13 protein-coding genes are annotated in these 22,478 nt (G+C 69.0%); 6 read left to right on the top strand and 7 right to left on the bottom strand.

The genetic code is table 11. The features are described 5' to 3' along the window. Positions 1 to 238 precede the first annotated feature (238 nt). Positions 239 to 1,732, top strand: coding sequence for an RNA polymerase sigma factor (locus EL272_RS09300; protein WP_061787177.1), 1,494 nt, complete (start codon positions 239 to 241; stop codon positions 1,730 to 1,732). Between the two features lie 41 nt (positions 1,733 to 1,773). Beyond that, positions 1,774 to 2,724, top strand: a complete 951-nt coding sequence (locus EL272_RS09295; RefSeq protein WP_014846945.1) for a hypothetical protein — start codon at positions 1,774 to 1,776, stop codon at positions 2,722 to 2,724. A gap of 10 nt (positions 2,725 to 2,734) precedes the next feature. Here the strand turns inward: EL272_RS09295 and EL272_RS09290 are convergent, their stop codons facing one another. From EL272_RS09290 to EL272_RS09275, 4 genes are read right to left on the bottom strand one after another with little or no spacing between them, the layout of a single operon-like run. Next, complete coding sequence (locus EL272_RS09290; protein WP_061786812.1) at positions 2,735 to 3,934, bottom strand: amino acid aminotransferase; 1,200 nt, start codon at positions 3,932 to 3,934, stop codon at positions 2,735 to 2,737. 32 nt (positions 3,935 to 3,966) lie between these two features. Continuing rightward, positions 3,967 to 5,721 carry an exodeoxyribonuclease V subunit alpha gene (gene recD, locus EL272_RS09285; protein WP_073969928.1) on the bottom strand — a complete coding sequence of 585 codons (1,755 nt, stop codon included), beginning with the start codon at positions 5,719 to 5,721 and terminating at the stop codon, positions 3,967 to 3,969. Next, positions 5,718 to 8,873 carry a UvrD-helicase domain-containing protein gene (locus tag EL272_RS09280; protein ID WP_061786814.1) on the bottom strand — a complete coding sequence of 1,052 codons (3,156 nt, stop codon included), beginning with the start codon at positions 8,871 to 8,873 and terminating at the stop codon, positions 5,718 to 5,720. Before EL272_RS09280 ends, recD begins: the two co-directional genes overlap by 4 nt. Continuing rightward, positions 8,870 to 11,761 carry an exodeoxyribonuclease V subunit gamma gene (locus tag EL272_RS09275; protein WP_061786815.1) on the bottom strand — a complete coding sequence of 964 codons (2,892 nt, stop codon included), beginning with the start codon at positions 11,759 to 11,761 and terminating at the stop codon, positions 8,870 to 8,872. The genes EL272_RS09280 and EL272_RS09275 overlap by 4 nt, the downstream gene beginning before the upstream one ends. Positions 11,762 to 11,866: 105 nt before the next feature. Between EL272_RS09275 and EL272_RS09270 the strand changes: the two genes are divergently transcribed. Beyond that, the gene (locus tag EL272_RS09270) at positions 11,867 to 13,930 is read left to right on the top strand and encodes an ATP-dependent DNA helicase UvrD2 (protein ID WP_061786816.1); all 2,064 of its coding nucleotides are present in this window, start codon (positions 11,867 to 11,869) and stop codon (positions 13,928 to 13,930) included. 97 nt (positions 13,931 to 14,027) lie between these two features. On the opposite strand, the gene EL272_RS09265 is transcribed toward EL272_RS09270, so the two are convergent. After that, positions 14,028 to 15,335: a zinc-dependent metalloprotease gene (locus EL272_RS09265; RefSeq protein WP_014846940.1), complete on the bottom strand. Its 1,308-nt coding sequence runs from the start codon at positions 15,333 to 15,335 to the stop codon at positions 14,028 to 14,030. A 156-nt stretch (positions 15,336 to 15,491) separates the two neighbouring features. On the opposite strand from EL272_RS09265, the gene EL272_RS09260 reads away from it, so the two are divergent. The 3 genes from EL272_RS09260 to EL272_RS09250 are packed head-to-tail and all read left to right on the top strand — an operon-like array spanning position 15,492 to position 19,832. After that, complete coding sequence (locus tag EL272_RS09260) at positions 15,492 to 16,520, top strand: YlbL family protein (RefSeq protein WP_041696516.1); 1,029 nt, start codon at positions 15,492 to 15,494, stop codon at positions 16,518 to 16,520. Next, positions 16,513 to 17,037 carry a PPA1309 family protein gene (locus tag EL272_RS09255; protein ID WP_014846938.1) on the top strand — a complete coding sequence of 175 codons (525 nt, stop codon included), beginning with the start codon at positions 16,513 to 16,515 and terminating at the stop codon, positions 17,035 to 17,037. The genes EL272_RS09260 and EL272_RS09255 overlap by 8 nt, the downstream gene beginning before the upstream one ends. Beyond that, positions 17,034 to 19,832: a UPF0182 family membrane protein gene (locus tag EL272_RS09250; protein WP_244926062.1), complete on the top strand. Its 2,799-nt coding sequence runs from the start codon at positions 17,034 to 17,036 to the stop codon at positions 19,830 to 19,832. The genes EL272_RS09255 and EL272_RS09250 overlap by 4 nt, the downstream gene beginning before the upstream one ends. A gap of 65 nt (positions 19,833 to 19,897) precedes the next feature. On the opposite strand, the gene EL272_RS09245 is transcribed toward EL272_RS09250, so the two are convergent. Together EL272_RS09245 and EL272_RS09240 are read right to left on the bottom strand one after the other, a co-directional pair. Beyond that, a complete protein-coding gene (locus EL272_RS09245; RefSeq protein WP_061786817.1) occupies positions 19,898 to 21,211 on the bottom strand; it encodes a M16 family metallopeptidase in 1,314 nt (437 codons plus the stop codon). Next, complete coding sequence (locus EL272_RS09240; protein WP_014846935.1) at positions 21,208 to 22,476, bottom strand: M16 family metallopeptidase; 1,269 nt, start codon at positions 22,474 to 22,476, stop codon at positions 21,208 to 21,210. Before EL272_RS09240 ends, EL272_RS09245 begins: the two co-directional genes overlap by 4 nt. Positions 22,477 to 22,478 lie beyond the last annotated feature (2 nt).

Genomic DNA, 22,478 nt, shown 5'->3' with positions numbered 1-22,478 from the left:
GGATCCGCCTTTCTGACGTCTACACCCATCAAAACGCGCCTGGCGGGTCAAAGGTTCCCGAAATTGTGACCCAATCGTTATCTCAGGGGTGCGTCAGACCGTGGTATGACGTCAAGGGCGGCCGGCCGGGCTGAAGGTGGGGAGGAACCCGTAGGAGAGTCGTGTTTGAGTGTCGGGGGAGCCCGTGGAAAGATGGATTTTGACACCCCTTGACCGCAACGGGGTGTTCTGTGCCCAGATGCGAGGAGAAACCGCTGTGACCTCTGGCTCGAGCTCCGAACAGGCTCCGAAGACCACCCGTAGTCGCGCGAGGAAGACCACCACTGCAACCGTGGAGAAGGAAACCAAGCCCGCCACGAAGCGCACCCGCGCCACGAAGGCAACAAAACCCGAGGACAAGGAGAAGGCGACCGGAACCAGGACCGCCGCGACGACGGCGACCAGGACCAAGGCCGCGGGGACTAGGGCCACCGCATCGAAAACGACCAGGGCCAAAACCGCCGCCAAGAGCACCAGGACTACAACGAAGGCCACCAAATCAACCCGCTCCCGGGCGAAGCCAAAGGCGAGCGCGGAGGGCACCGAACCGACCATCGCGCAGCTCACGTCGGGGGAGATCGAGGTCGAGGTGCAGCGCGACGGCAACGACGTCGTGCTGAAGGTCGGAGGAAAGAAACGCTCCCTCGACGAGGTGGACGACTCCCAGTTCGTGGAGGAGAAAGAGGCCACCCTCGAGAAGGAACTCGTCGAGGAGGAGGGCTTCTCCCTCTCGGACCAGGACGACGCCGACGAACCGGAACAGCAGGTCGTCTCGGCCGGCGCGACCGCCGACCCCGTCAAGGATTACCTGAAACAGATCGGCAAGGTCGCCCTCCTCAATGCCGTCCAGGAGGTGGAGCTGGCCAAACGGATCGAGGCTGGGCTCTTCGCGGAGGAACGGATCGCGGATGCCGAGAACCCCGTCCTCCCGGAGGATCTCGAGGACTTCGAGTGGATCGCGAACGACGGGCGCAACGCCAAGAACCACCTTCTCGAGGCGAACCTGCGGCTCGTTGTCTCCCTGGCCAAGCGCTACACGGGCCGCGGGATGCTGTTCCTCGACCTGATCCAGGAGGGCAACCTGGGCCTGATCCGCGCCGTGGAGAAGTTCGACTACACCAAGGGCTACAAATTCTCCACCTACGCCACCTGGTGGATCAAGCAGGCCATCACCCGGGCCATGGCCGATCAGGCCCGCACCATCCGCATCCCCGTTCACATGGTGGAGGTCATCAACAAACTGGCCCGTGTGCAGCGGCAGATGCTGCAGGACCTCGGCCGGGAACCAACCCCGGAGGAGCTGGCGAAGGAACTCGACATGACCCCGGAGAAGGTCGTCGAGGTCCAGAAGTACGGGCGCGAACCCATCTCCCTGCACACCCCGCTCGGCGAGGACGGCGACTCCGAGTTCGGCGACCTCATCGAGGACTCCGAGGCTGTCGTGCCCGCGGACGCGGTGAACTTCACCCTGCTGCAGGAACAGCTCAACGACGTCCTGGACACCCTCTCCGAACGGGAGGCGGGTGTGGTCTCGATGCGTTTCGGGCTCACCGACGGCCAGCCGAAGACCCTCGACGAGATCGGCAAGGTTTACGGGGTGACGCGGGAACGCATCCGCCAGATCGAGTCGAAGACCATGAGCAAACTGCGGCACCCGTCACGTTCCCAGGTGCTTCGCGACTACCTCGACTGAACAGCGGCCGCTTGCACTTGGGGGCATGTTAAGGAGAGAACTTGCGAGAGAATCCACGTTCCTTCGAGGACGACACCCCGACCGTGGAGCTGCCCGCCGTCACGGCGCCGCTGCCCCCGGTGCGGCCGGCACCCCGCCAGCAGCAGGCCCCGGCGCAACCGCCCTCGACGCAGATGCAACCGAGGGTGGGGTCGTGGGCCACACCGACCGAGGTCGACGCCGTGGCCATTCCCGTTTCCGAGGGGCGAGCCCCGGGACCCCCGGCCGAGTCGGAGAAGGAACGCCTGCGGCGCGAGATGAACGCGTACCGGATGGCTTTCTGGGAGCGTAGGTTCGTGGCCTGTGTGCGCTGGTTGTACTCGCGGGCCAGGATGGCGGTTTACATCACAGCAATCGTGGTGCTGCCGGGATTGCTGTTCCCGCCCATCAGGGGATACCTGAACTGGGTGATGGTCGCGAACCTGGCACTGGTGGGTTTCGTCGTGGTCTCCTTGGTGGCGGGGGAGGTGACCAGCCGAAAACCGCAGTGGCCCTGCATGTTCGGTGCCCTGTTCCGGCTGCTGCTGGTGGGTGGTTTCGCCATAGCCTGCGGATACGTCAGCGAGGCCGATCCGTGGAAGGAAACCTTCGCCTCGCTGCTGGGCTTCGCCAAGCCCGTCTGGCTGCAGATCCAGGCCTTCCTGGACTACGCGGCCCTCGACCACGCCATCTTCATGTGGCTGGGTGTGCTGCTGGCGCACCGCAGCCTCAGGACCCTGGCCGAGGGTGGGAAAATCCATCTGGAGGGCACGTCACGATTCGGGGCCAGGCCCGGCTGGACTCTGAAGGACTACTACATCGGCCCGGACCCGCGAAAGCAGCAGGGCCGGGCTGATGCCCCCAGTGTCCTCGCCTACCGCAAGACGGCGTTCCATTTCTATCTCGGTCGTTTCTGGGTGCTGCTCAACAGCGTCTACATCATCGTCCTGATGTTCCTGATCGCCTCGGCGTGACGGAATCGGCTCAGCGGTCCCGGACCGCGGCAATGGCCTTCGCGACGGCCTCCAGGTTGCCGTCGTTGAGGGCCGCGACACACATCCGGCCCTTCTCGGTGCCGTAGATGCCGTGGTCGCGGCGCAGCGCCAGCATCTGGTCCCGGGTCAGACCCGAGTAGCTGAACATGCCGGCCTGCTGGGCGATGAAGTCCATGTCCCCGACGCCCTCGGACCGCAGGGCCTCTACGAGGCGGATCCGCATCCGCTTGATGCGGTCGCGCATCCGGCCGAGTTCCTGCTCCCACGAGGTCCGCTGGGTGGGGTCGCCGAGTACCTCGGCCACGATGGCCGCGCCGTGGGTGGAAGGGTTCGAGTAGTTGGTGCGGATGCAGATCTTCACCTGCGACAGCACGCGGGTGGCCTCCTCCGCGTCCCGGCAGACGATGTGCAGGGCGCCTACGCGTTCGCCGTAGAGCCCGAAGGACTTCGAGAACGATGTGGAGACGAACACCGGCAGTCCGGCCTCCGCGAAACGGGAGATCACGGCCCCGTCCTCGGCCACCCCGGCTCTGAAACCCTGGTAGGCCATGTCGAGGAACGGGATCATCTCACGATCCGTGATGACCCGGATCACTCGGCCCCACTGCTCAGGGTTGAGGTCGTAACCGGTCGGGTTGTGGCAGCAGGCGTGCAGCACCACGACGGTGCCCGGCTGTGCCGCCTCGAGGTCCGCGATCATGCCCTCGAAGTCGATGGTCTTGGCCTCGGCGTCGTAGTAGCGGTACGCGCCGACGGTGAAGCCGGCGCGGGTGAAGATTGCCCGGTGGTTCTCCCACGACGGATCCGAGATCAGGACGGGGGCGCCGGGGCTCAGGGTAGCGATGAAATCGGCGCCGACTCTCAGCGCGCCGGTGCCACCGAGACTCTGCACCGTTGCGATGCGGCCCTGCGTGACGGCGGGCGAATCGGCGCCGAAGACCAGTTCCCGCACCAGGCGGACGTAGCCCGGGAGCCCGTCGATGGGTAGATAGGCGTGTGGTTTCGCGGCCGCGGCCAGCCGGTCCTCGGCGGCGTGGACACATTCCATCAGTGGCAGCTGTCCGTTCTCATCGAGGTAGACACCGATCCCGAGGTTCACCTTGGAAGTGCGCTCATCCGCCTTGAACGCCTCGGTCAATCCCAGAATCGGATCGGCGGGGACCAGTCGGACGTGCTCGAAAACGGACATGCTTGGGCCTCTTTCTGTTCAGCGTTCCAAGATTAGCGTTTCTCGTTTCCAGGGGCCGCGGTCCTGACCAAACCGCTCGCCCGTCTGGCCCGGGTCCCTATGGCCTTCCGCAGCGCCTCGGGAGAGCCGTACAGCTGGACCCCCGATTCGGCGCGGGTTACGGCCGTGTACAGCAGCTCCCGGGTCAGCAGTGGTGATCCCTGAGGGGGCAGGATCACGCTGACCCGCTCGAACTGGCTGCCCTGCGACTTGTGGATGGTCATGGCGTGCAGTTCCTGTGCCGCTTCCAGCAACAGCGGGTTCAGCAACTCCGCCTGACCGCCCCGGTCCACGGCGGCCAGCAGCCGTCCATCGCTGTCGACGATCACCGCCACATCGCCATTGCTGACCACATCCGAGTTGCGGGTGACGATCAATGGTTGCCCCGGGTACTGGCCGACCTCAGGTGCGTAACCGGGCAGCGTCGCAGCCAAGTGCCTGCGCACCGCCTGCTGCCAGTGCCCGGTGCCGAAGGACCCCTCCCGGTGCGCGCACAGCAACCGGTGCTGCTCCAGGGCCCGCACGGCCCGGTCGCCGTCACCTGCCAGCGCGGCGCCCCGGGCATCGCGGGCGGCGGCCTCGACGTCGGAGGCCAGCGCAGGCAGGTCGGTGAGCGACTCGGTGCCGCTGTATGGGGTGAGCGTGCACGTCGCCGATCGTTCCAGCAGCGCCAGGCAGCCGTCCGCGTCGCCGTCGCGGATGGAATCGGCCAGCCGGGCCACGTCGTCGAGGTTGCGGTGGCTGCCGCCGAGCCGCACCACGGCCGGCCCTCCCGGGGATGTGATCAGGTCCGGAGCGGCGGAGATGTCGGCAAGCACCGCCCCCGCCTCCACGGAGGCCAGCTGGTTCGGGTCGCCGATCAGGACCAGCCGGGTGGAGTCGGCCACCGCCTCCAGCAGCCACGACATCAGCGTGATCGACACCATCGACGTCTCGTCCACGATCACCACGTCGAAGGGCAACGGGTTCAGCGCGCCGTGGGTGTGTTCCGCGCGGCCCGGGACCACGCCGATGATCCGGTGCAGCGTGCCGGCGGTCAGGGCGACCCGTTCCGGGTACCGCAACCTGCCGCGCACCGCGGTCTCCAAGCGGGTGGCGGCCTTCCCGGTGGGGGCGGTCAGGGCGACGGTTACCGGTCCCCGGGGGGCGAGCGCATCGATGATCCGGGAGACCACCGTCGTCTTGCCGGACCCGGGACCGCCCGTTATGACGCAGGTGCGGGCCCTGGTGGCCGCCCGGACCGCGGCATCCTGGGTGGGGTCGGGCACCATGCCGGGCCCGGGCGCGGGAGGTTCGGGGGAGGGCAGGTCCGGCAGCGCGCTGCGGTGCCTGAGGCGTGCGGCCAGTTCTTGTTCCTCCGTGAAAAACCGGTCCAGGTACAGCAGACCATCGGCCAGGCGGAACGGCCGCGGCCTGGTCCCCGGGCCAGCCACCGCAGATGAGGCCGCCACCGCCGCGGCCCACGCTTGCGGTTCCGGCCAGGGCAGCTCGACGGGTTCCACAACCGATCCGTCGTCGGCCTCGCCCGGAACGATCAACTCGGGCGCGCAGGCCAGGTCCAGGCACACCGAACCCAGGCGCAGCTCCCGCACCGTCAGAGCGAGGGCCAGCAGCACCTGGTCGTCGCTCTCCCCGCAGTACGCGGCCATCCGGCGGGCCAGATGGAAATCGGCCACGTGAATCATCCCGGCCTCGGCAAAGGCCCTCAGCAGTCCCGTGGCCGCCACGGGAACCTCCGGTCCTCTCACCGCCCACCTCCCAACAGATCGGAGACCTCCACCACCAGTTCGGCCGGTGGGAACCATTCGAAAACCCCGCAACGGCCACCCGCTACCACCGGGGTCCCGGGCCCGGCCATGCCCCGCACGAACAGATAACCCACCCCGCCCAGGTGCTTGTCGGGCGAGTAACCGGGAAGCCGCCAGGCCAGGAAACGGTGCAGGGCGGCGCAGTACAGCAGCGCCTGCAACGGGTAGTGGGCCTGCATCATCGCCTCCGCCATCGCGGACGGGTGGTAGTGCTCGACGGACAGCTCCTGCTCCGGCGGGACGGGGAACCGGTTCGTCTTGTAGTCCACCACCACGAAACTTTCCCGGGGAAGTTTCAGCACCACGTCGATCGAACCGGTCAGGAAGCCCTTCAACGACGCGCGTGCGGCGTCGGTGGCGAGCAGCCGGGCCGGGTAGGGGGCGAGCGGATCGGAGGCGGGCAGGTGCCTGGACATCGCCTCCGCCAGGTCCGCGACCACACGGGCCGGGCCGTGATCCCCCAAGGGCAAGTCGAAGTCCAGTTCCGCCAGCCGCTCGGCGACGGGCAGGTCCGCCAGGGCGCCGTCCCACAACCCCCCCAGCGGGGTCGTGACCACCAGACGGAGGGCGTCGGCGAGCCGCTGCGCCTGTTCCCGGTCCAGCCCGAAGGCAGGGGCCCGCGCGGCCACCACCTGCTGCACGTGCCCCGGGTCGGTCCAGTCCGCCCCTTCCAGGACCTCGTGAACGAGGGTCCCGAAACGCGCCCCGGCGGGCAGGTCGTTCATGGGGGAGGGCGTGGCGGGGCCGTCGGTTTCCCCGGGAGGCAGGTCGAGTTCCTCCGGTTCGTCCGGCGCGTTCTCGTGGAGGTTCGCGGTCAGCCCGGAATAGGAGGTGCGACGCCAGTCCTGGTCGATGTCGCGGGTGAAACGGGCGAGCCGGAGCTCCCCGGACCCCGGCCCGGGGGCGGGGGCCGGCAGGCCGGACCCCCAGGGGGGTGCGGTGATCGGGGACAGGTGCACCAGGTCCGGGTCGAAACCGAAGGCGGGGGGCAGCTTGGGGTATTCGGGGCGAAGCCGCGGGACCGAGCGGTCGCGGCACAGCAGCGCCGTCAACGGCCCCGAGGACGCCCTGCGGTCCATCACGTGCCAGGCGATCGCCAGGTGCTTGGCGCGGGTGAGGCCCACGTAGAGCAGGCGGAGTTCCTCGTCGCGCGCCTGTTGCCGGGCGATGGTGGACAGCTCGTCGCGATTGCCGGGGCGGGCGCCGACGTGCAGCACCCGGCGGCCGGCCGCGTTCAGATAGGGAAAGGCGCCGCGCAGGTTCACCTCCGTGACGCTCACCTGCGGCAACAACACGATCGGGAACTCCAGGCCCTTCGCCGAATGCATGGTGCACACCCGCACCGCCGCCTCGTCGGAGGCCAGGCGGGTGGCCGGTTCGTCGCCCGGGGTGGCGGCCCGGGCGACGAGCCAGGCGTGAAGTCCGTCGAGGTCGGTGGCGTCCGACCCGAGCAGCAGCTCACCGACCCGGGTCAGGTCCGCCAGGTGGCGTTCCCCGTCCCCGAACCGGGCCAGGTGGGGACCGAGACCCGCCAGCAGCTCACCGACCAGCGAGGCCACCCCACCGGCCGCGAAGCACCGGGCCAGCTCGTGGACCCGTTGCGACGCGGGGGTTTCGTCGCGTCCGGCCAGCAGGTCGGTGGCGGGCAGGCCGAGCAGCTCACCCAGGGCGGCCTGGAGGATGCGGGCGCGGGTCGGCTGGGCGACGGCGGCGAGCACCGCCAGCCAGTCGGCCACGGCCGGGGAGTCGAGGGCGGAACCGGGACCGTGCCAGGTGGCGGGCAGTCCCGCCGTGCGCAGCTCGGAGACCAGGGCCAGGCCCCGGCCGCGGGTCCGGGTGAGGATCGCGATGTCCCGGGGGCCGACGGGCCGTTCCCCTCCGCCGCTGCGGAACCGCGCCCCGGCCAACAGCGCCCGCACGTGCGCCACCACGTCGTCCGTCACTGCGCGTTCCGGGTTTTCGGTGGCCCCGGGGCCGTGCCCGCGCAGCCAGATGCGGGCCGCGGGGGCGGCGTCGAGAACCAGGACCTCCTCATCCGGGGATCGGGCGGGACGCACGGGGGTGACCCGGATGTCCGAATCGCCCAGGCAGAGGTCCCCGAACAGGTTCGTCACCCCCGCGACCACCCCGGGTTCGCTCCGGTGGTTGGTCTCCAGGGTGGCGCGGTGCCGGACCACCCGCGTGGCCTCCAGGTAGGAGCCGAGATCCGCGCTGCGGAAGCCGTAGATCGACTGCTTGGGATCGCCGATCAGCGTGATCATCGCGTCCGCGTCCACGAAGGTGCGCCGCAGGATGGCCCACTGGTCCGGGTCGGTGTCCTGGAACTCGTCGACCAGCACCACGGGGAAACGGCGCCGGAGCTCTGCACGCACATGCTCGGCGACCGGGGAGTCGGTGACCAGGGACCGCAGCCTGCCCGGCAGGTCGTCGAAGCTGACCAGCCCCAGGGCGCGCCGGCGCGCCGCGAAACGGGCCCGCACCCGTTCCTGGAAGTCCAACAGCTCCTGGTTGGCCGAGGCGAAGGGAAGCCGCGACGGGGCCGCTGTGGCGGCGATCAGAAGCGCGCGGCGCGCGTCCAGCGGCGGGTCGGGGTGATGGAGGTAGCTGGCCAGGTACTCGTCGGTGGCGCACTCGCGCACCAGGGTGGAGACGTCGGCGGTCACCTCGTCGGCGCCGTCCCAGTCCCCCAGCACCCCCAGGCTCTCCAACTGTCCCTGGCAGAACGAGTGGATGGTGGTGATCGTCGCGGTTCCGAAGTGGTCCAGGGCAACCTGGAGCCGTTCCCGGTGGCGTTGGACGTGGCGGTCCGCCCCGAGCAGCCGCGATACCGGGTCCACAGGTTCGGGGCCGCCCGCCAGCAGAATCCCCAGATCATTCGCAACGGAAGCGATCCGGGAGTGGACCCGCCCCCGCAGCTCCACGGCGGCCGCATTGCTGAAGGTGATGAGCAAAAGCTCTCCGATTCCCACTCCCGCCTCGGCGATGTGGCGTGCCGCGAGCCCCGCTATGGTCCAGGTCTTGCCCGTTCCGGCGCTGGCCTCCAGCAGCATCGGGCCATCGGGCAGGGAATCGGTGATCTCGAACGGAATCATCGCGCGGCCTCCAGGAGGGGGGAGTGCAGGGCCAGCGCCCAGCCCCCGAAGGCGCCGAAACGTTCGGGACCCGCCGGGTCGCCGTCCTGGGGTGGATCGGTGAACAGTTCCGAGGCGGAGCCGGTGTAGAAATGCTCCCAGTGCTCCGGGCGCCAGGCCCAGGGGGAGTTCCAGCTGTTGGTGGGCAGATCCCAGTCGGCGCCGTTGAATCTTCGTTCCCGGGCCGACTTTGCCAGCGCCCGGGCCGGTTCCGCGGGAACCGGGACGAGCCTGGAACGACTCAGGCGGGCGCCTCGCACCAGAACCTCCAGGTGCGCGGCTGCCTCCTGGGGTGGGTTGAGCGTCACAGATCCCGGGAAGAACTCGCCGTAGTGGCGTCGCAGGTGGTGGATGCGGGCCCGCGTCCTGAACCCGGAGGCCGCCAGGGCCAGCAGCTGCACCCACGGCTCGAACAGGGGACGGGGAAGGTCGCTGGGGGAGATGACCACCAGTTCGTCGCCGCGCAGCCGCACCGTGCCCGTCAGCCGCAGGCCGGAGCAGTCCAGGTCGACGGGGACGTCGCGGACCGGGCGGTCCCAGTCCGGGCGGGCCTGCTGCCAGAGCCGCCGGACCAGTTCCACGTCCGCGTCGAGAGCCGCACCACCCATGGGGCCGGTGGGCAGCAGCTCCCTGCGGGCCTCGGCGCGGATCGCCTCGTCGGGGGGCTGCCCGCCGCGGGCCGCTACCAGCAGCCGGGAACGGATCCCCCAGGCGTCCAACCCGGCCGCGCTGAGCGGCAGGTCGTCGCTGATCTCCGGTGCGAAGCTTCCCCGGATCCCCGCCCGCTCACGCAGGAACGCGGCCGCGGGATCGCGCAGGAACCGGGCCGCCTCGTCCAGGGACATGGGGCCGGTGTCGTCGCCGACGGGCAGCTGGAGGGCGGCCCTGCGACGCACCGCGCTGGCCGGTGCGGCCCCGGCGGACCCGGTTCGCAGGCGGCGGGCCATTTCGAAGGAGGAGGCGTCGAAACTCGGGTAGGGGCCCGTGAAGTTCCTCTCCGAATGCGATGCCAGGGGCACCTCCCGCAGTTCGGGTGTGACACCCAGCCGGCGCCACAGCCAGGTGAGGGTGGTCGGGTGCTCCAGGACGGCGTCGGTGGTCTCGGAGCGGTGCTGGTGCACCACCACCAGGTGCCGGGCGGCCCAGGCGTGATCCAGCAGGTCCTCCAGGCGCTCCTGTCCGGGATCCGGCAGGATGCCGGGGATCGCGTCAGGAACGGGATCGAGCCCGCCGTCCTCGAAACCGAGCAACACGACCACGGGGAAGGCCACGCCCTTGAGTTCTCCCGGGCCGACGACGGTGAGATTGCCATTGCCGATCCCCAAGCGCGGCGTGGGTTCGGCGGCGAGCTGCTCCAGCAGCCGGGTGAAGTCGGAGGCCGTCACCCTGACGGGGCTGGCGGACCCCTCCTCCGCCAGCCGCGCCAAACGGGAGGTGGCCTCCTGGAGCAATGAGTCGTCTCCGGGGGGCAGGTCGACGAGCTCGTCAAGCAATCCCCGGGCCCGGGCGACCCATTCCGGAAGGGTGGCGGGTTCGGCGGTGGCCGCGTAGCGCCGCAGCCGGGTGAAAATCTCCGTGAGCGAACCGATCAGCTCCAGCTCCGATGTACCGACGGCATCCACGCCGGAGATGGGCAGGGCGGTGCTCCCGGGGGCCAGGGTGAGCCCGGCCAGCAGCCGGTCGAGGCCCCGGGCCCAGGTGTTCTGAGCGATCCCGGGAAGCCCCTGGTCCGCGCGGTGCTGGGCGTCGAGGCCCCAGCGAATCCCGGCGGCGTCGATCAGCCGGGCCAGTTCGTCGCGTTCCGGCAGCCGCCAGCGGTAAGAGATCGGCGTGAGGCTCAGCAGGTCCAGCAGGGAACTGGCGGTGGCGCGGGAATCCCGCAGCCCGGTGGCTTCGGCCAAGGTGCGCAGCACGGGGTTGGGGATCCGGACCTCGGGGGGTGCCTGGAGCCGCAGGCGCCGGCCCGGGTGAGAACTGCCCTCGAGTGGCGCGAAGGCCAGGCCGAGGGCGGGCCACCAGGCCGCGGGATCGGGAACGACCACCAGGACGTCGCGTGGCTCCAGGCCGGGATCCTCCTGCAGGATGCGGCACAGTTCCTCGCGCAACACCTCGGCCTGCCGCAGGGGATCGTGGGAACCCAGCCAGGTGATCCTCTCCGGCACCGCGGCGTTTACAAGCTTCAGGACTAGGACATCCCGGACCCGGTCGATGGCCTCCACCAGCAGCTGCGTCGCCGCGGGCAGGTCGGGGCAGTGCAGCACGGCCGTGGCCGGTCCGGGCGTCTCCGCCAGGGCGGCGCGCAGCCGCGTCAGCTCCTCGACCGGATCCCATTCGAGGATCTCGGTGACGCGCACCGCCAGCTCCGGTTGCCAGCGCAGGTGCCCCGGTAGTTCCTCGGCGGCCTCCTCGGGGTCGGCGAGCCAGCGGGCCAGGAGGTCCGGGTGGTGCTCCGAGTAGCGGCGCAGCAGGACTGCCAGGCGTTGCGAGGTGCCGCGCAGCCTGCCCGGGCCTGCTCTGAGATGCTCCGCCACCACGGGATGCGAATCCCGGAACTCCGGGTCCTGGAGGACCTCCCGGATCGCCAGTTCCAATGCCAGGCCTCGCCACGGGGACGATTCCCCGTCGCCCAGTTCCGCCTGCAGCTGCGCCACCCAGCGGTCGGCCGGAATCAGATCCACCCCTGCCAGGATGCCGATCCGGGCGGCCAGGGCCTGTCCCGCCAGGCGTGCGGTGGCGGCCGAGGAAGTGATGATCCGCACCCGTTCCAGCGGCCCGGGGCGCAGTTCGTCCAGCCACGCCGCCAGGGCGTCGATCAACTCCTCCCAGCACTCGGCCGATCTCCTGTCCACTGCGATGATCCTCTCCTTCCCCGCGACCGATCACATTAGTGCGCGCCACCGGCAAAACCTTAGGGGTGGGACGCCGGCCAGGTTTTGTCGGTGCGGCCTGTTTGAATGGTCCTCGTGACTGACCCGATCCTCGACGCCCTTGACCCCGAGCAGCGGCGGGTGGCGACGCTGCTGGACCGGCCGCTGGTGGTGTTGGCGGGGGCGGGGACGGGGAAGACGCGGGCGATCACGCACCGGGTCGCCCACGCCGTCCGGGAGGGGCGTTACGCCCCGGCCGCGACCCTCGCGGTCACCTTCACAACGCGGGCGGCAGGCGAGTTGAAGTCGCGGCTGGCGGGGCTCGGGGTGCGCAAGGTCTCGGCCCGGACCATCCACGCCGCTGCGCTCAGCCAGTGCCGCTACTTCTGGCCCACGGCCTACGGTTCCGAGTTCCCGGAACTGTTGGACAACCCCTTCCCGCTGGTGGGGCGGGCCGCGAACCGGGTGCTCGGCAACGCCGACACGAACCTGGTGCGGGACCTGATCGGAGAGATCGGCTGGGCCAAGTCCAGCAACGTTTCCCCTGGCCGCTACGCCCGGCTCGCCCGCGGCCGTGAGGTCGCGGGGGTGGAACCCGAACGCGTGGCCCAGGTGATGGAGGCATACGAGAAACACAAAACCAGCGCCGGGGTGGTGGATTTCAACGACATCCTCCTGTGCGCGGCCGCGTTGCTGGTGGAACACCCCGCCGTCGCCGAGCAGATCCGGGACGCCTACCGGCACTTCGTGGTGGACGAGTACCAGGACGTCTCCGCGATCCAGCACCGCTTGGTGTCGCTGTGGGTGGATGGCCGCCCCGACATCTGCGTGGTCGGTGATCCCCAGCAGGCCATCCACGGTTTCGCCGGCGCCAGGGCGGACTGCCTGACCGGTTTCGCCTCCGAACATCCCGGGGCCCGTCAGGTGAGGCTGGTGCGCAACTACCGGTCCAGCCCTGGCATCGTCCAGCTCGCGAACCGCATAGTGCGTCGCCATCCCAGCGCGGGGGACCTGCATCCCACGCGCCCCGAGGGACCGCCCCCCGAGTTCCACGCCGACGGCACTGAGGAGGACGAGGCCCGGGCCGTGGTCGCCTGGCTGGGGGAACGGCACGCCGAGGGCACCCCGTGGGGTGAGTGCGCGGTGCTCCACCGCATCAACGCGCAGTCACCGGTTTTCGAGTCCGCCCTGGACGCCGCCCGGATTCCCTACCAGGTCAAGGGCACTGACCGGTTCTGGGAGCGTCCCGAGGTGCGCGACGCGGTGAACCGGCTGCACCGCGCCGCGCAGCGGGATCCCGGAACCCACCCGGGGGAGCTGCTGGATGAGGTGCTGGCCGAGCTGCGATGGAACCCGGAGGCCCCGTCGGGAATGGGTGCGCAGCGGGAACGCTGGGAGTCCATCAACTCCCTGGCGCAGATGATCCGCGACGCCCAGGAAGCCGCCCCGAACTGGACCGTCCCCGAGTTCACCGCCTGGCTGAACGATCACGCCAACCTCGAGACCCCGCCCGCCACCAGCGCCGTCACGCTGGCGACCATGCACGCCGCCAAGGGACTCGAATGGGATGCGGTGGCCGTGGTCGGGGTGCGCGAGGGCATGGTTCCCTTCGCCCTGAGCCAGGAGGAACCCGCGCTGTCGGAGGAACGGAGGCTCCTGCACGTCGCGGTCACACGGGCCCGTCGGCGGCTCCGGGTCTCGTGGCCCGGCAAACCTTCCCGCGGCCGGGGTGTGCGTTCTCGTTTCCTGACGGGCCTCGTGCCCGAGGAGCAGGTTCCCGCCCCCCGCACCGGCAGATCCGGGCGCAGTAGCGTGCGTTCCCGGACCTGTTTCGTCTGCCGGGAGCAGCTGACTGACGCCGCCGAACGCAAACTGGGGCGCCACGCCGGTTGCGAGGCGCCCTTCGACGAGGAACTCCTGGCCGCCCTGAAGGCCTGGCGGCTGGAGACCGCCAATGCCGCGTCCCAACCGGCCTTCGTGATCTTCACCGACACCACCCTGCAGGCCATCGCCGAGGCCGAACCGGTGGATCGTGCCCAGCTGCTGCGGATCAGTGGCATCGGCGCGGTGAAGGCGGACCGGTTCGGTGCGGACGTGCTGCGGATCGTGGCGGAACACGGCGCGAGAGATGCGGACCCGGCGGGGGAATGAAAAAGGCCCCGCCCGGGGGCTCGCCTTCCCCTGCGAACCGACCCGGGCGGGTACCGTGGTACATAGTCAACCGCGTGGAGGGCACTTTAGTCAAGTGCTACTCGCCAAGCAGTTTGCGAAGCTCCGCGTCGAAGTCGCCATCGTCGTCTCCCCGGTGGGCCGGGTGCACGTAGGAGAGGGGATCCTCCAGGTGCCGGGCGGTCGGCAACATGTCGGGATGCTGCCACACCCCGTCGCGTTCGGTGGCCCCGTGGCGGTGTTCCATGGCCGCCCACAGGTTTTCCGCGTCACGCACCAGGCGGGGACGCAACTCCAGTCCCAGTAGGTCCTGGAACACTTCGCGGGTGGGTCCCGCGGAGGCGCGGCGCCGACGCACCACCTCGTCGAGTTGCGCGGAATTGGTCATCCAGCTCGAGGCGGCGCGGTTCGTGACGTGATCCACCCAGCCCTCGATCAGCGCCAGCAACACCTCGAGGCGGCCCAGGATCTCCAGCTGCAGTTCGGTGCTGGCGGGTTTGAAGAACGAACCGCGCACCTTCTCCCCGACGGCGACGATGTCCTCCAGCGAAACTTCCTCGCCGCCGATGTCCAACTGTGAGGACAAGGCCTCGAAATCGATCCGGATCTCGCGGGCGTAGTGGGCCAGGAGCGCATCCAGCTGCGGGGACAGCCACCCGACCCCGTGGAACAGCCGCTGCCTCGAGGCCTCGCGCAGCAGCAGGTAGAGCATGACATCGCCGTCCGGCAGGTCGAGATCGCGGGTGAACTCGGCGATGTTCGCGGGCAGCACTGTCACCGCCGAGCCCTGGGCCAGGGAGATCCCGACCTCCGAGCCGGTGAGCGTGGAGCCGGCGACCGAGGCCAGCACCTTGCCCAGCCGGTCGCGGTAGATCAGCGACGCCGAGGTCCGCATCATGGGGGCGAGCATCGAGGAGAGGTCGGCGAACTGCGGATCCTCGGGGGTCGCGGTGCCGCGCTGCAGCGCGTCGGCGAGCCCGTCGATGATCGGTTCGACCAGGCGCCGCCACCCCGCGGAGGTGGATTCGATCCAGTCCTCGCGGCGCAGCGTGACCGGGGGCGTCCCGGACGAGGCGAACCGTGTCACCGGGTCCAGCCAGGACTGGGCCAGCCGTTCCGCATCGACGATGGCGAGTTTCTCCCCGGGCGAGAGGGACGGGTCAGGGCCCAGCTCCGAGGCGAGATGACGTGCCGCGGTGATCGTGGTCCTCCAGGCGGCATCCGGGTCCTGGGCGGCCGGGGTGATGCCGAATCTGATCCCACCGGATGCCTGCAGCCGCTGCATCTGTTTCATCAACTCGTTGATATCCAGGTCCTCGGCGTTGAGGCCGAGCTGCTCCATCATGCGTCTGAGCTGTTCGAAATCGAACCCTCCGGGAGTTGACATTGGGCATCAGGCCTTTCACACGGGAAAACCGATTCTCGGAAACCATTCAACCCTACGGGATCAAGGAAATCCGGGCTGACGACCCGGTCAACTCCACTTGGTAGGCTTGTCGCCACCCGTACGGCAGGCAAGGAGGGGCGAGAGTTGTCTCGGAACATGGTGGCCGTCGTGTCCTCGGCGCTGTTCGTGCTGCTCGCCGCCGGTCTGATCCTGATCCCGGTGCCGTTCGTGACCTGGCGTCCCGGGCAGACCGTCGACGTGATGGGAAGCACCGATGAGGGGCCGCTCATCGAGATCTCCGGCATCCCAACGAGCAACAGCGGCGGCAAGCTGCTGATGACCACGGTCTCCACCACGCGGGTCGATTCCGGCATCAGCCTTCCCGAGGCGCTGCTGGCGCACATCGCCGCCGACTCGGACGCCCTGCCGCGTGAGGTCGTGTACCCGGCCGGCAAATCCAACGCCGAGGTGCAGAACGAGGCGGTCGCCATGATGGACTCCTCCCGCGTCAACGCCATCGTCGCCGCCCTCAGGGCCGCGGGGCAGGCGGTCACCGAGATGCCGATGGTGTCCTCGGTCAGTTTGTCCGGGCCCGCGAACGGGCAGCTGCGGCCCGGCGACCTCATCGAGGCCGTGGACGGCAGCGAGGTGACCACCAACGAAGAGGTGAAAACCGCCATCCAGACCAGGGCCGTCGGGGATCCCATCGTGTTCAGGGTGATGCGCGGCGGCAACAGCGAGAACGTCACGGTGACGACGGTCACGGAACGCGATGGTGCCCCCTACCTCGGGATCTCGCTCTCGATCGGTTACCGCTACGCACCCTCGATCTCCTACCGGATCGACTCCAGCATCGTCGGCCCCTCCGCGGGCCTGGTGTTCGCCCTGGCCATCTACGACCGCATCACCGACGGGGTGCTGCGCGAGGGACGGGTGGTGGCGGGCACCGGTCAGGTGGATGCCGCGGGGAAGGTGTACGGCATCGGCGGAATCCGGGAGAAGATCAAAGGCGCAGAGGCCGCCGGGGCGAAGCTGTTCCTGATGCCGGCCAGCAACTGCGCCGACCTGGGGGATCTGCGCACCGATCTCAGGCTGGTGCCCGTGGGTACCCTCAAGGACGCGATCGCTGTGCTGCAGCTGGTCAACGAAGGACAATCCACACAGGAGGTGCCCAGCTGTGGCTGAGGTGGATCCGAGCCGCCTGATCGCGGCCCTGGCCGACATCGAACGTCACGTCTCGGAGCTCGGATGGGATCAGCCCGCGCGGCTCTTCGCGCTGGTGGAAACTGCGACGCTGCTCGATCTGGAACCGCAGCTGCGGGGAAAGGTCACCCAGACCGCGGCGGATGCGCTGACCGCCGTCGAGCAGGAGGACTTCCAGCTCGGCGGTGACATCGCCGCGCGGCTGGCGCGCCTGACCTGGCCGGCGACCGTGACCGGATGCGCGATCGCGATGGAACGCGCTTTCCTGCCACCCCGGTTCGAGTCCCAAGTGCCCGCCGACCCCGACGAGGCCATCGAGTTCGTGAACAACCACGAGGCCCGCACCGACGTCCGGGTGGTGGTCGGTGCGCTGCGCGACGGGTCGCGGCACGGCCTGGCCCGCGTCCTCAGCAACCCGGAAGACCTGCTCGGGGCCGAGGACCTCGTCCCCGGCCTGGCCGATGCCCTGCTGGCAACGTTCAAGGAGGAAAACGCATGAGCGCGGAAGCCGAAGCCGACACCGAGAAGCGCCGGAGCCCGCTGCTGATCTCCATCCTGATCTTCGGGGTCCTGGCCCTGCTGGTGGTGCTGGCCTCCCGGTTCTACACGGACTACCTATGGTTCAGCAGCGTGTCCGCCTCGACGGTGTTCACCACCCAGCTGGCCGCCCGGGTGGGGTTGTTCCTGGGGTTCGGGTTGCTGATGGGCGGCGGGTTGTTCGGTTCCCTGGTGCTGGCCTACCGGCTGCGTCCCCCGGTTCGGCGCGCGAACCTGGATTCCGAGTTGCTGCTTCAGCTGCGTGACAGCCTGGACAAGCGTTCCCGGACCCTCATACTGTTGCCTTCCGTCGTGGCCGGCCTGCTGGGCGGTGGGGTTGCCGCCAGCCAGTCCCAGACCTTTCTGGCGTGGACCCGCGCCACCGAATTCGGCACTCCCGACGCCGTGTTCGGGTTGGATGCGTCCTTCTACGTGTTCCAGCTGCCCTGGTGGCGATTCGTGCTGAGCTACGTGAGTTTCATGGTGGTGGTCTGTCTCGTCGGGTCGTTGCTGGTTCATTTCCTCACCGGGGCCATGAACTCCACGGCCTTCCGGAAAACGGGGAACCTCAAGGCCGCGGGCAGGGCTGCCCAGCGGCAGGTCTCCATCCTGCTCGGGGTGGCGCTGCTGTTCTACGGGGTGGCCTCCTTCCTCGACCGCTACGGCTACCTGACCAGCCAGAACAATTTGTTCACGGGCGTCAACTACACGGATGCGACCTCCCGGATCCCGGCCAGTTTGATCGTCGCCGCGATAGCGGGGATCTGCGCCCTGTTGTGTTTCTACAACGCATGGCGGGTCAGGTGGAGTGTGCCCGGTATCGCGGTGGGCCTGCTGGTGATCTCCGCGATGATCCTCACCGCCGTATATCCGTGGGGGGTCCGCAATTTCGTGGTCAAACCCAACGAACCCGATCTGGAGCGCCCCTGGATAGCAAACAACATTGAGGCGACGCGCGGGGCCTTCGGCATCAACGCGGTGCAGATCACCGACTACGAGGCCGTGGACAGCGTGAGCGCCGGCCAGTTGCGCACCGACGCTGCGGCGCTGCCCGCGATCCGGCTGATGGATCCGGCCATCATCGCCCCGACCTTCGAGCAACTCCAGCAGGTGCGCGGCTACTACCGCTTCCCCAAGACCCTGGACGTCGACCGCTACAACGTGGACGGCAAGGAGACGGACTCCGTGGTGGCCGCACGCGAACTCGACCTGAACGCCGTCGAGGCGGGCAACACCTGGAACAACATGCACACGGTCTACACCCACGGCTACGGCCTGGTGGCGGCCTACGGCAACCGGCGTGAGTCGAACGGAGAACCCACCTACTTCTCGGGAGGCATCCCGACCGAAGGCCTGATCAAGCAGGAACAACCCCGCATCTACTTCGGTGAGGAATCCAAGCACTGGGTCATCGCCGGGGCCCCCGAGGGAGCGGATCCGGTTGAGCTCGACACCCCCGGTGGCGGGCAGGAACACACCGAGACCAAGTACACCTATCAGGGAAGCGGTGGCGTTCCCGTCGGCAACTTCCTGAACAAGGCCGCGTTCGCAGTGCGTTTCGGGGATATCAACCTGCTGCTCTCCGAGAGGGTCAACTCCAACTCGCGGTTGCTGTTCAACCGGGTTCCCGTGGACCGGGTCAAGGAGGTGGCGCCGTTCCTGACGGTGGACTCCGACCCCTACCCGACGGTGGTCAACGGGCGCATCGTCTGGATCATCGACGCGTACACCACCACCGCCGACTACCCGAACTCGACCCGGGTCGACTGGACCCAGGCCACCAAGGACACCCGCACCGGCGGTGACCGCACGTCCTCCGGAACACAGGTCAACTACGTCCGCAACTCGGTCAAGGCCACGGTGGACGCCTACGACGGCACCGTCACCCTCTACGGCTGGGACGAGTCGGATCCCATCCTCCAGACCTGGTCCAAGGTCTATCCGGGGCTCATCACCCCGAAATCCGAGATCGGCCCCGAGCTGATGGCCCACCTGCGTTACCCGCAGGACCTGTTCAAGGTGCAGCGCCAGATGCTGGGGCTCTACCACACAACCAACCCGTACACCTTCTTCCAGCAGTCGGACATCTGGGAGGTGCCGACCGATCCCGTCAAGGGCGGCGAGAGCGGAACCAAGGAACCCCCCTACTTCCTGACCATCAAGTGGCCGGGCGAGGAGCAGGCGCACTACTCCAACACGACGGTTTTCGTCCCGCGGGGACGCGAGAACCTCTCGGTCTACATGGCCGTCAACGCGGATGCGACCAGCCCGAACTACGGGCAGCTGCGGGCGTTGAAGCTGTCGGACGCCAAGCAGATTCCAGGGCCGGGTCAGACCTTCAACGCGATCTCGACCAACGAGGCCGTGGCGGAGCGGCTGCTTCCTTTCAACCGGCAGGGCAACACGAGCGCCATCTACGGGAACCTGCTCACCATCCCGGTGGGCGGCGGCCTGATGTACGTCCAGCCGATCTACACCCAGACCAGCACCACCAGCGGCGGCTACCCGGCGCTGCGTTTCGTCGTGGCGCGTTTCGGTGAACATGTCGGGATCGGTGACACCCTGAAGGCCGCCCTCGATCAGGTGTTCCAGGGTGATGCCGGGGCCGAGACGGGGGAGAAACCCGTGGAGACCCCCCCCGAATGGGCAGCAGACCCCGCCGGCTTCCGGGGAGGACACCAAGGAACGGGCGAAGGCGCTGCTGAAGGAGAGCACAGACCTGTTCGTGGCTGCCGATCAGGCCCTGAAATCAGGTGACCTGGGCACCTACCAGCAGAAGACCAACGAGGCCAAGGCCAAGACGGAACAGGCCCTCGAACTGCTCAACCGGTGATCTCGGCCTCGATTCCGGCGGCCCTCAGACCGGGTTCCAGCAGCCGGGCGGGGCCGCCGATCACGATGGTGATGTTTTCGGGGCGGATGTGCTCCCACCAGGCCGAGTTGACCTGTCCGGCCGTCGCGCCCGACAGCGCCGCGCGGTGCCGGTTCACGAAATCCGGATCGAAACCCGCGGCGATCAGGGCCGCGGTCTGGACCGTGATGTCGGCGGCCGTCTCGTACTGGAGCGGGGAGGCCTGCACCAGGTAGCGGGCGGCGTCCAGGACCTCGCCTTCGGTGAAGGGTACCTGCAGCGTGAGCGCGTCCAGGAGCCGGGCGACGGCGTCGGCGGCTGCGTTGCTGTTCAAGGCCGTCTCAACGACGAAGGAACCACCGGTGCGGCGTGCCGACACCCCTCCCGAAACACCGTAGGTGTAGCCGAGGCGTTCGCGGAGCTCAAGGTTGAGCCGGCTGGCGAAGGCTCCGCACATGATGTGTCCGCCCAGTTTCAGCGCCGCCCACTCCGGGGCGTCACGCCCGGGGGTCGGGACGAACGCCTGCACCACGGTCTGGGCGGCCTGCGGGAGATCTACCAGCACGATTCCGGGCCTGCCGGGGATTCCCTGGGGGGCCGGGGCCGGGGTGCGAACGCCACGCCAGGCCTCCAGGGGGGCCGTGAGTTCGTCGGTGTCCAGACCGGTCAGGTCGCCGGCGAGAATCAGGGTCGCACCCTGGGGCACCCAGGCGCGTTCGTGCCAGTTCCGGGCCGCATCCTGGTCGATCGCCCCCAGGGTTTCGGGGGAACCTGCGATGGGACGTCCCTCCCGCTGATCCGGGCCGAACAACGAGGTCCGCAGGGCCTCGCGGGTCACGGCGGTGGGGGAGGCCATCCTCGTTTTCCAGGCGGCCACCTGGGTTTCGACGTGGTGGGCCAGGTCAGGTTCGTCGAAGGCCGGTTCCCTGACCACGGAGGCGAACAGCTCCAGCACCTTCGGCAGGCGGCGAGCCGGGGCGCTCACACCCAGCCGGGTGTAGCCCCAAGTGGAGCGCCCGAGCAGCGCCGCCCCCTGCAGCTCCAGCCTCTCCACGATGTCGGGCAGGGTGACGGTGGCCTCGTCGCAGGCGTGCAGGACCACGGTGGCCACCCCTTCCAGTTCCCGTGGCTCGGCCTCCAGCGGGGTGGGTAGCACCAGTTCAACGGAGGCCAGGGCCTGTCCCGGCAGGTCGATGAACGCCAGTCCCAGCCCCGAGCCGAGGGAGGAACGGGCAGGGTTCGGGAAACGCCAGGGGCGGGGTTCTGTGATGGCGGGACGGATCACGATGCAGCCTTCGGGAGGTAGTGCAACTGGCTGGGTGCCGGACGATTGGCAAGCACCCGGGACACCTCGCCGGGGGTCACGGCCGCGAGGTCAGTCAGTCTGTGGTTGATCAGCGCCGGGTCACCCAGGGTCGTCCATGTGTCGGCGGCGGCCTCCGCGCGGTCCTCGACGGCGGCGAGCTCCAGGAGCCAGCCGCGTTCGTACTGGGCTTTCGCCCGTTCCAGTTCCTGCTCGGAGGGGGTATCCAGGATGGCGAGTTCCTCCAGGATCGCCTCGGCCAGTTCTTGGGTGCCCACCCCGTCTGCGGGTCTCGCGCTCAGGGATGCGATGGAGGGCGAACGGAGATGACCCAGTAGCGCGCCGTGCACCTCGTGGGCGATGCCACGTTCCCTGACCAGCCGGCGGTGGAGGCGGGATGCGTGTCCGTCGGAGAGCACGGACAACCCCAGTTCGAGGGCCAGCAGGTCGGGGTCGTCGGCTGCCGGGGCCTGCCAGGAGCAGTGCAGCAGGGGATGGGGAACGTCGCTTGTCAGGGTGATGACCCCGCCCGGCAGGGGGGATTCGGTGATGGTTTCCCGGGGCGGTGGGGAAAGGTCCTCGAGGTCACCGAAATACCGTTCGACCAGGTCGATGGTCTCGTCCGGGTCCAGGGAGCCGCAGATCACCAGTTTCGCGTGCGAGGGGCGGTACCACCTTGAATGGAAGGCCGTGACGTCGGCCAGGCTCGCGGCCGCCAAGTCCTTCATGGAACCTATGGGCAGGTGCCCGTAGGGATGCCTGGGCCCGAAGTGTTGTCCAACCAGCCCCGCCAGCAGGTCCCCGTACGGCCGGTTGTCGTAGCGCTGGCGTTTTTCCTGGGTCACCACGTCGCGCTGGGCGTCGAGGTTCTCCTGGGTCACCGCGAGGCTGCGAAGGCGGTCCGCCTCCAGCCACAGCACAATCTCCAAGGCCCCCGTCGGCACGCATTCGTGGTAGACCGTGCGGTCGGTGGAAGTGAAGGCGTTGACGTTTCCCCCCGCCGCTTCGATCACGGACATGTGTTCTCCCGGCGCCACCCTGGCCGAACCCTGGAACATCAGGTGCTCGAACAGGTGGGCGAAGCCGGTGCGGCCCGGGAGTTCGTCAACGGAACCCACCTGGAAACTGAGGTTGACCGCCACGGCCGGGGCGGTCGGATCGGGCAGCAGGGCGAGTTCGAGGCCGTTTCCCAGCCGATATCTGATGACGGTGAATCCGGGCGATGGGGGGAATCGGGTATCTGCCACGA

Source organism: Arachnia propionica, assembly GCF_900637725.1.
In the GTDB taxonomy this organism is placed as follows: Bacteria; Actinomycetota; Actinomycetes; order Propionibacteriales; family Propionibacteriaceae; genus Arachnia; species Arachnia propionica.
This window is presented reverse-complemented; position numbering and strand designations above follow the sequence as displayed.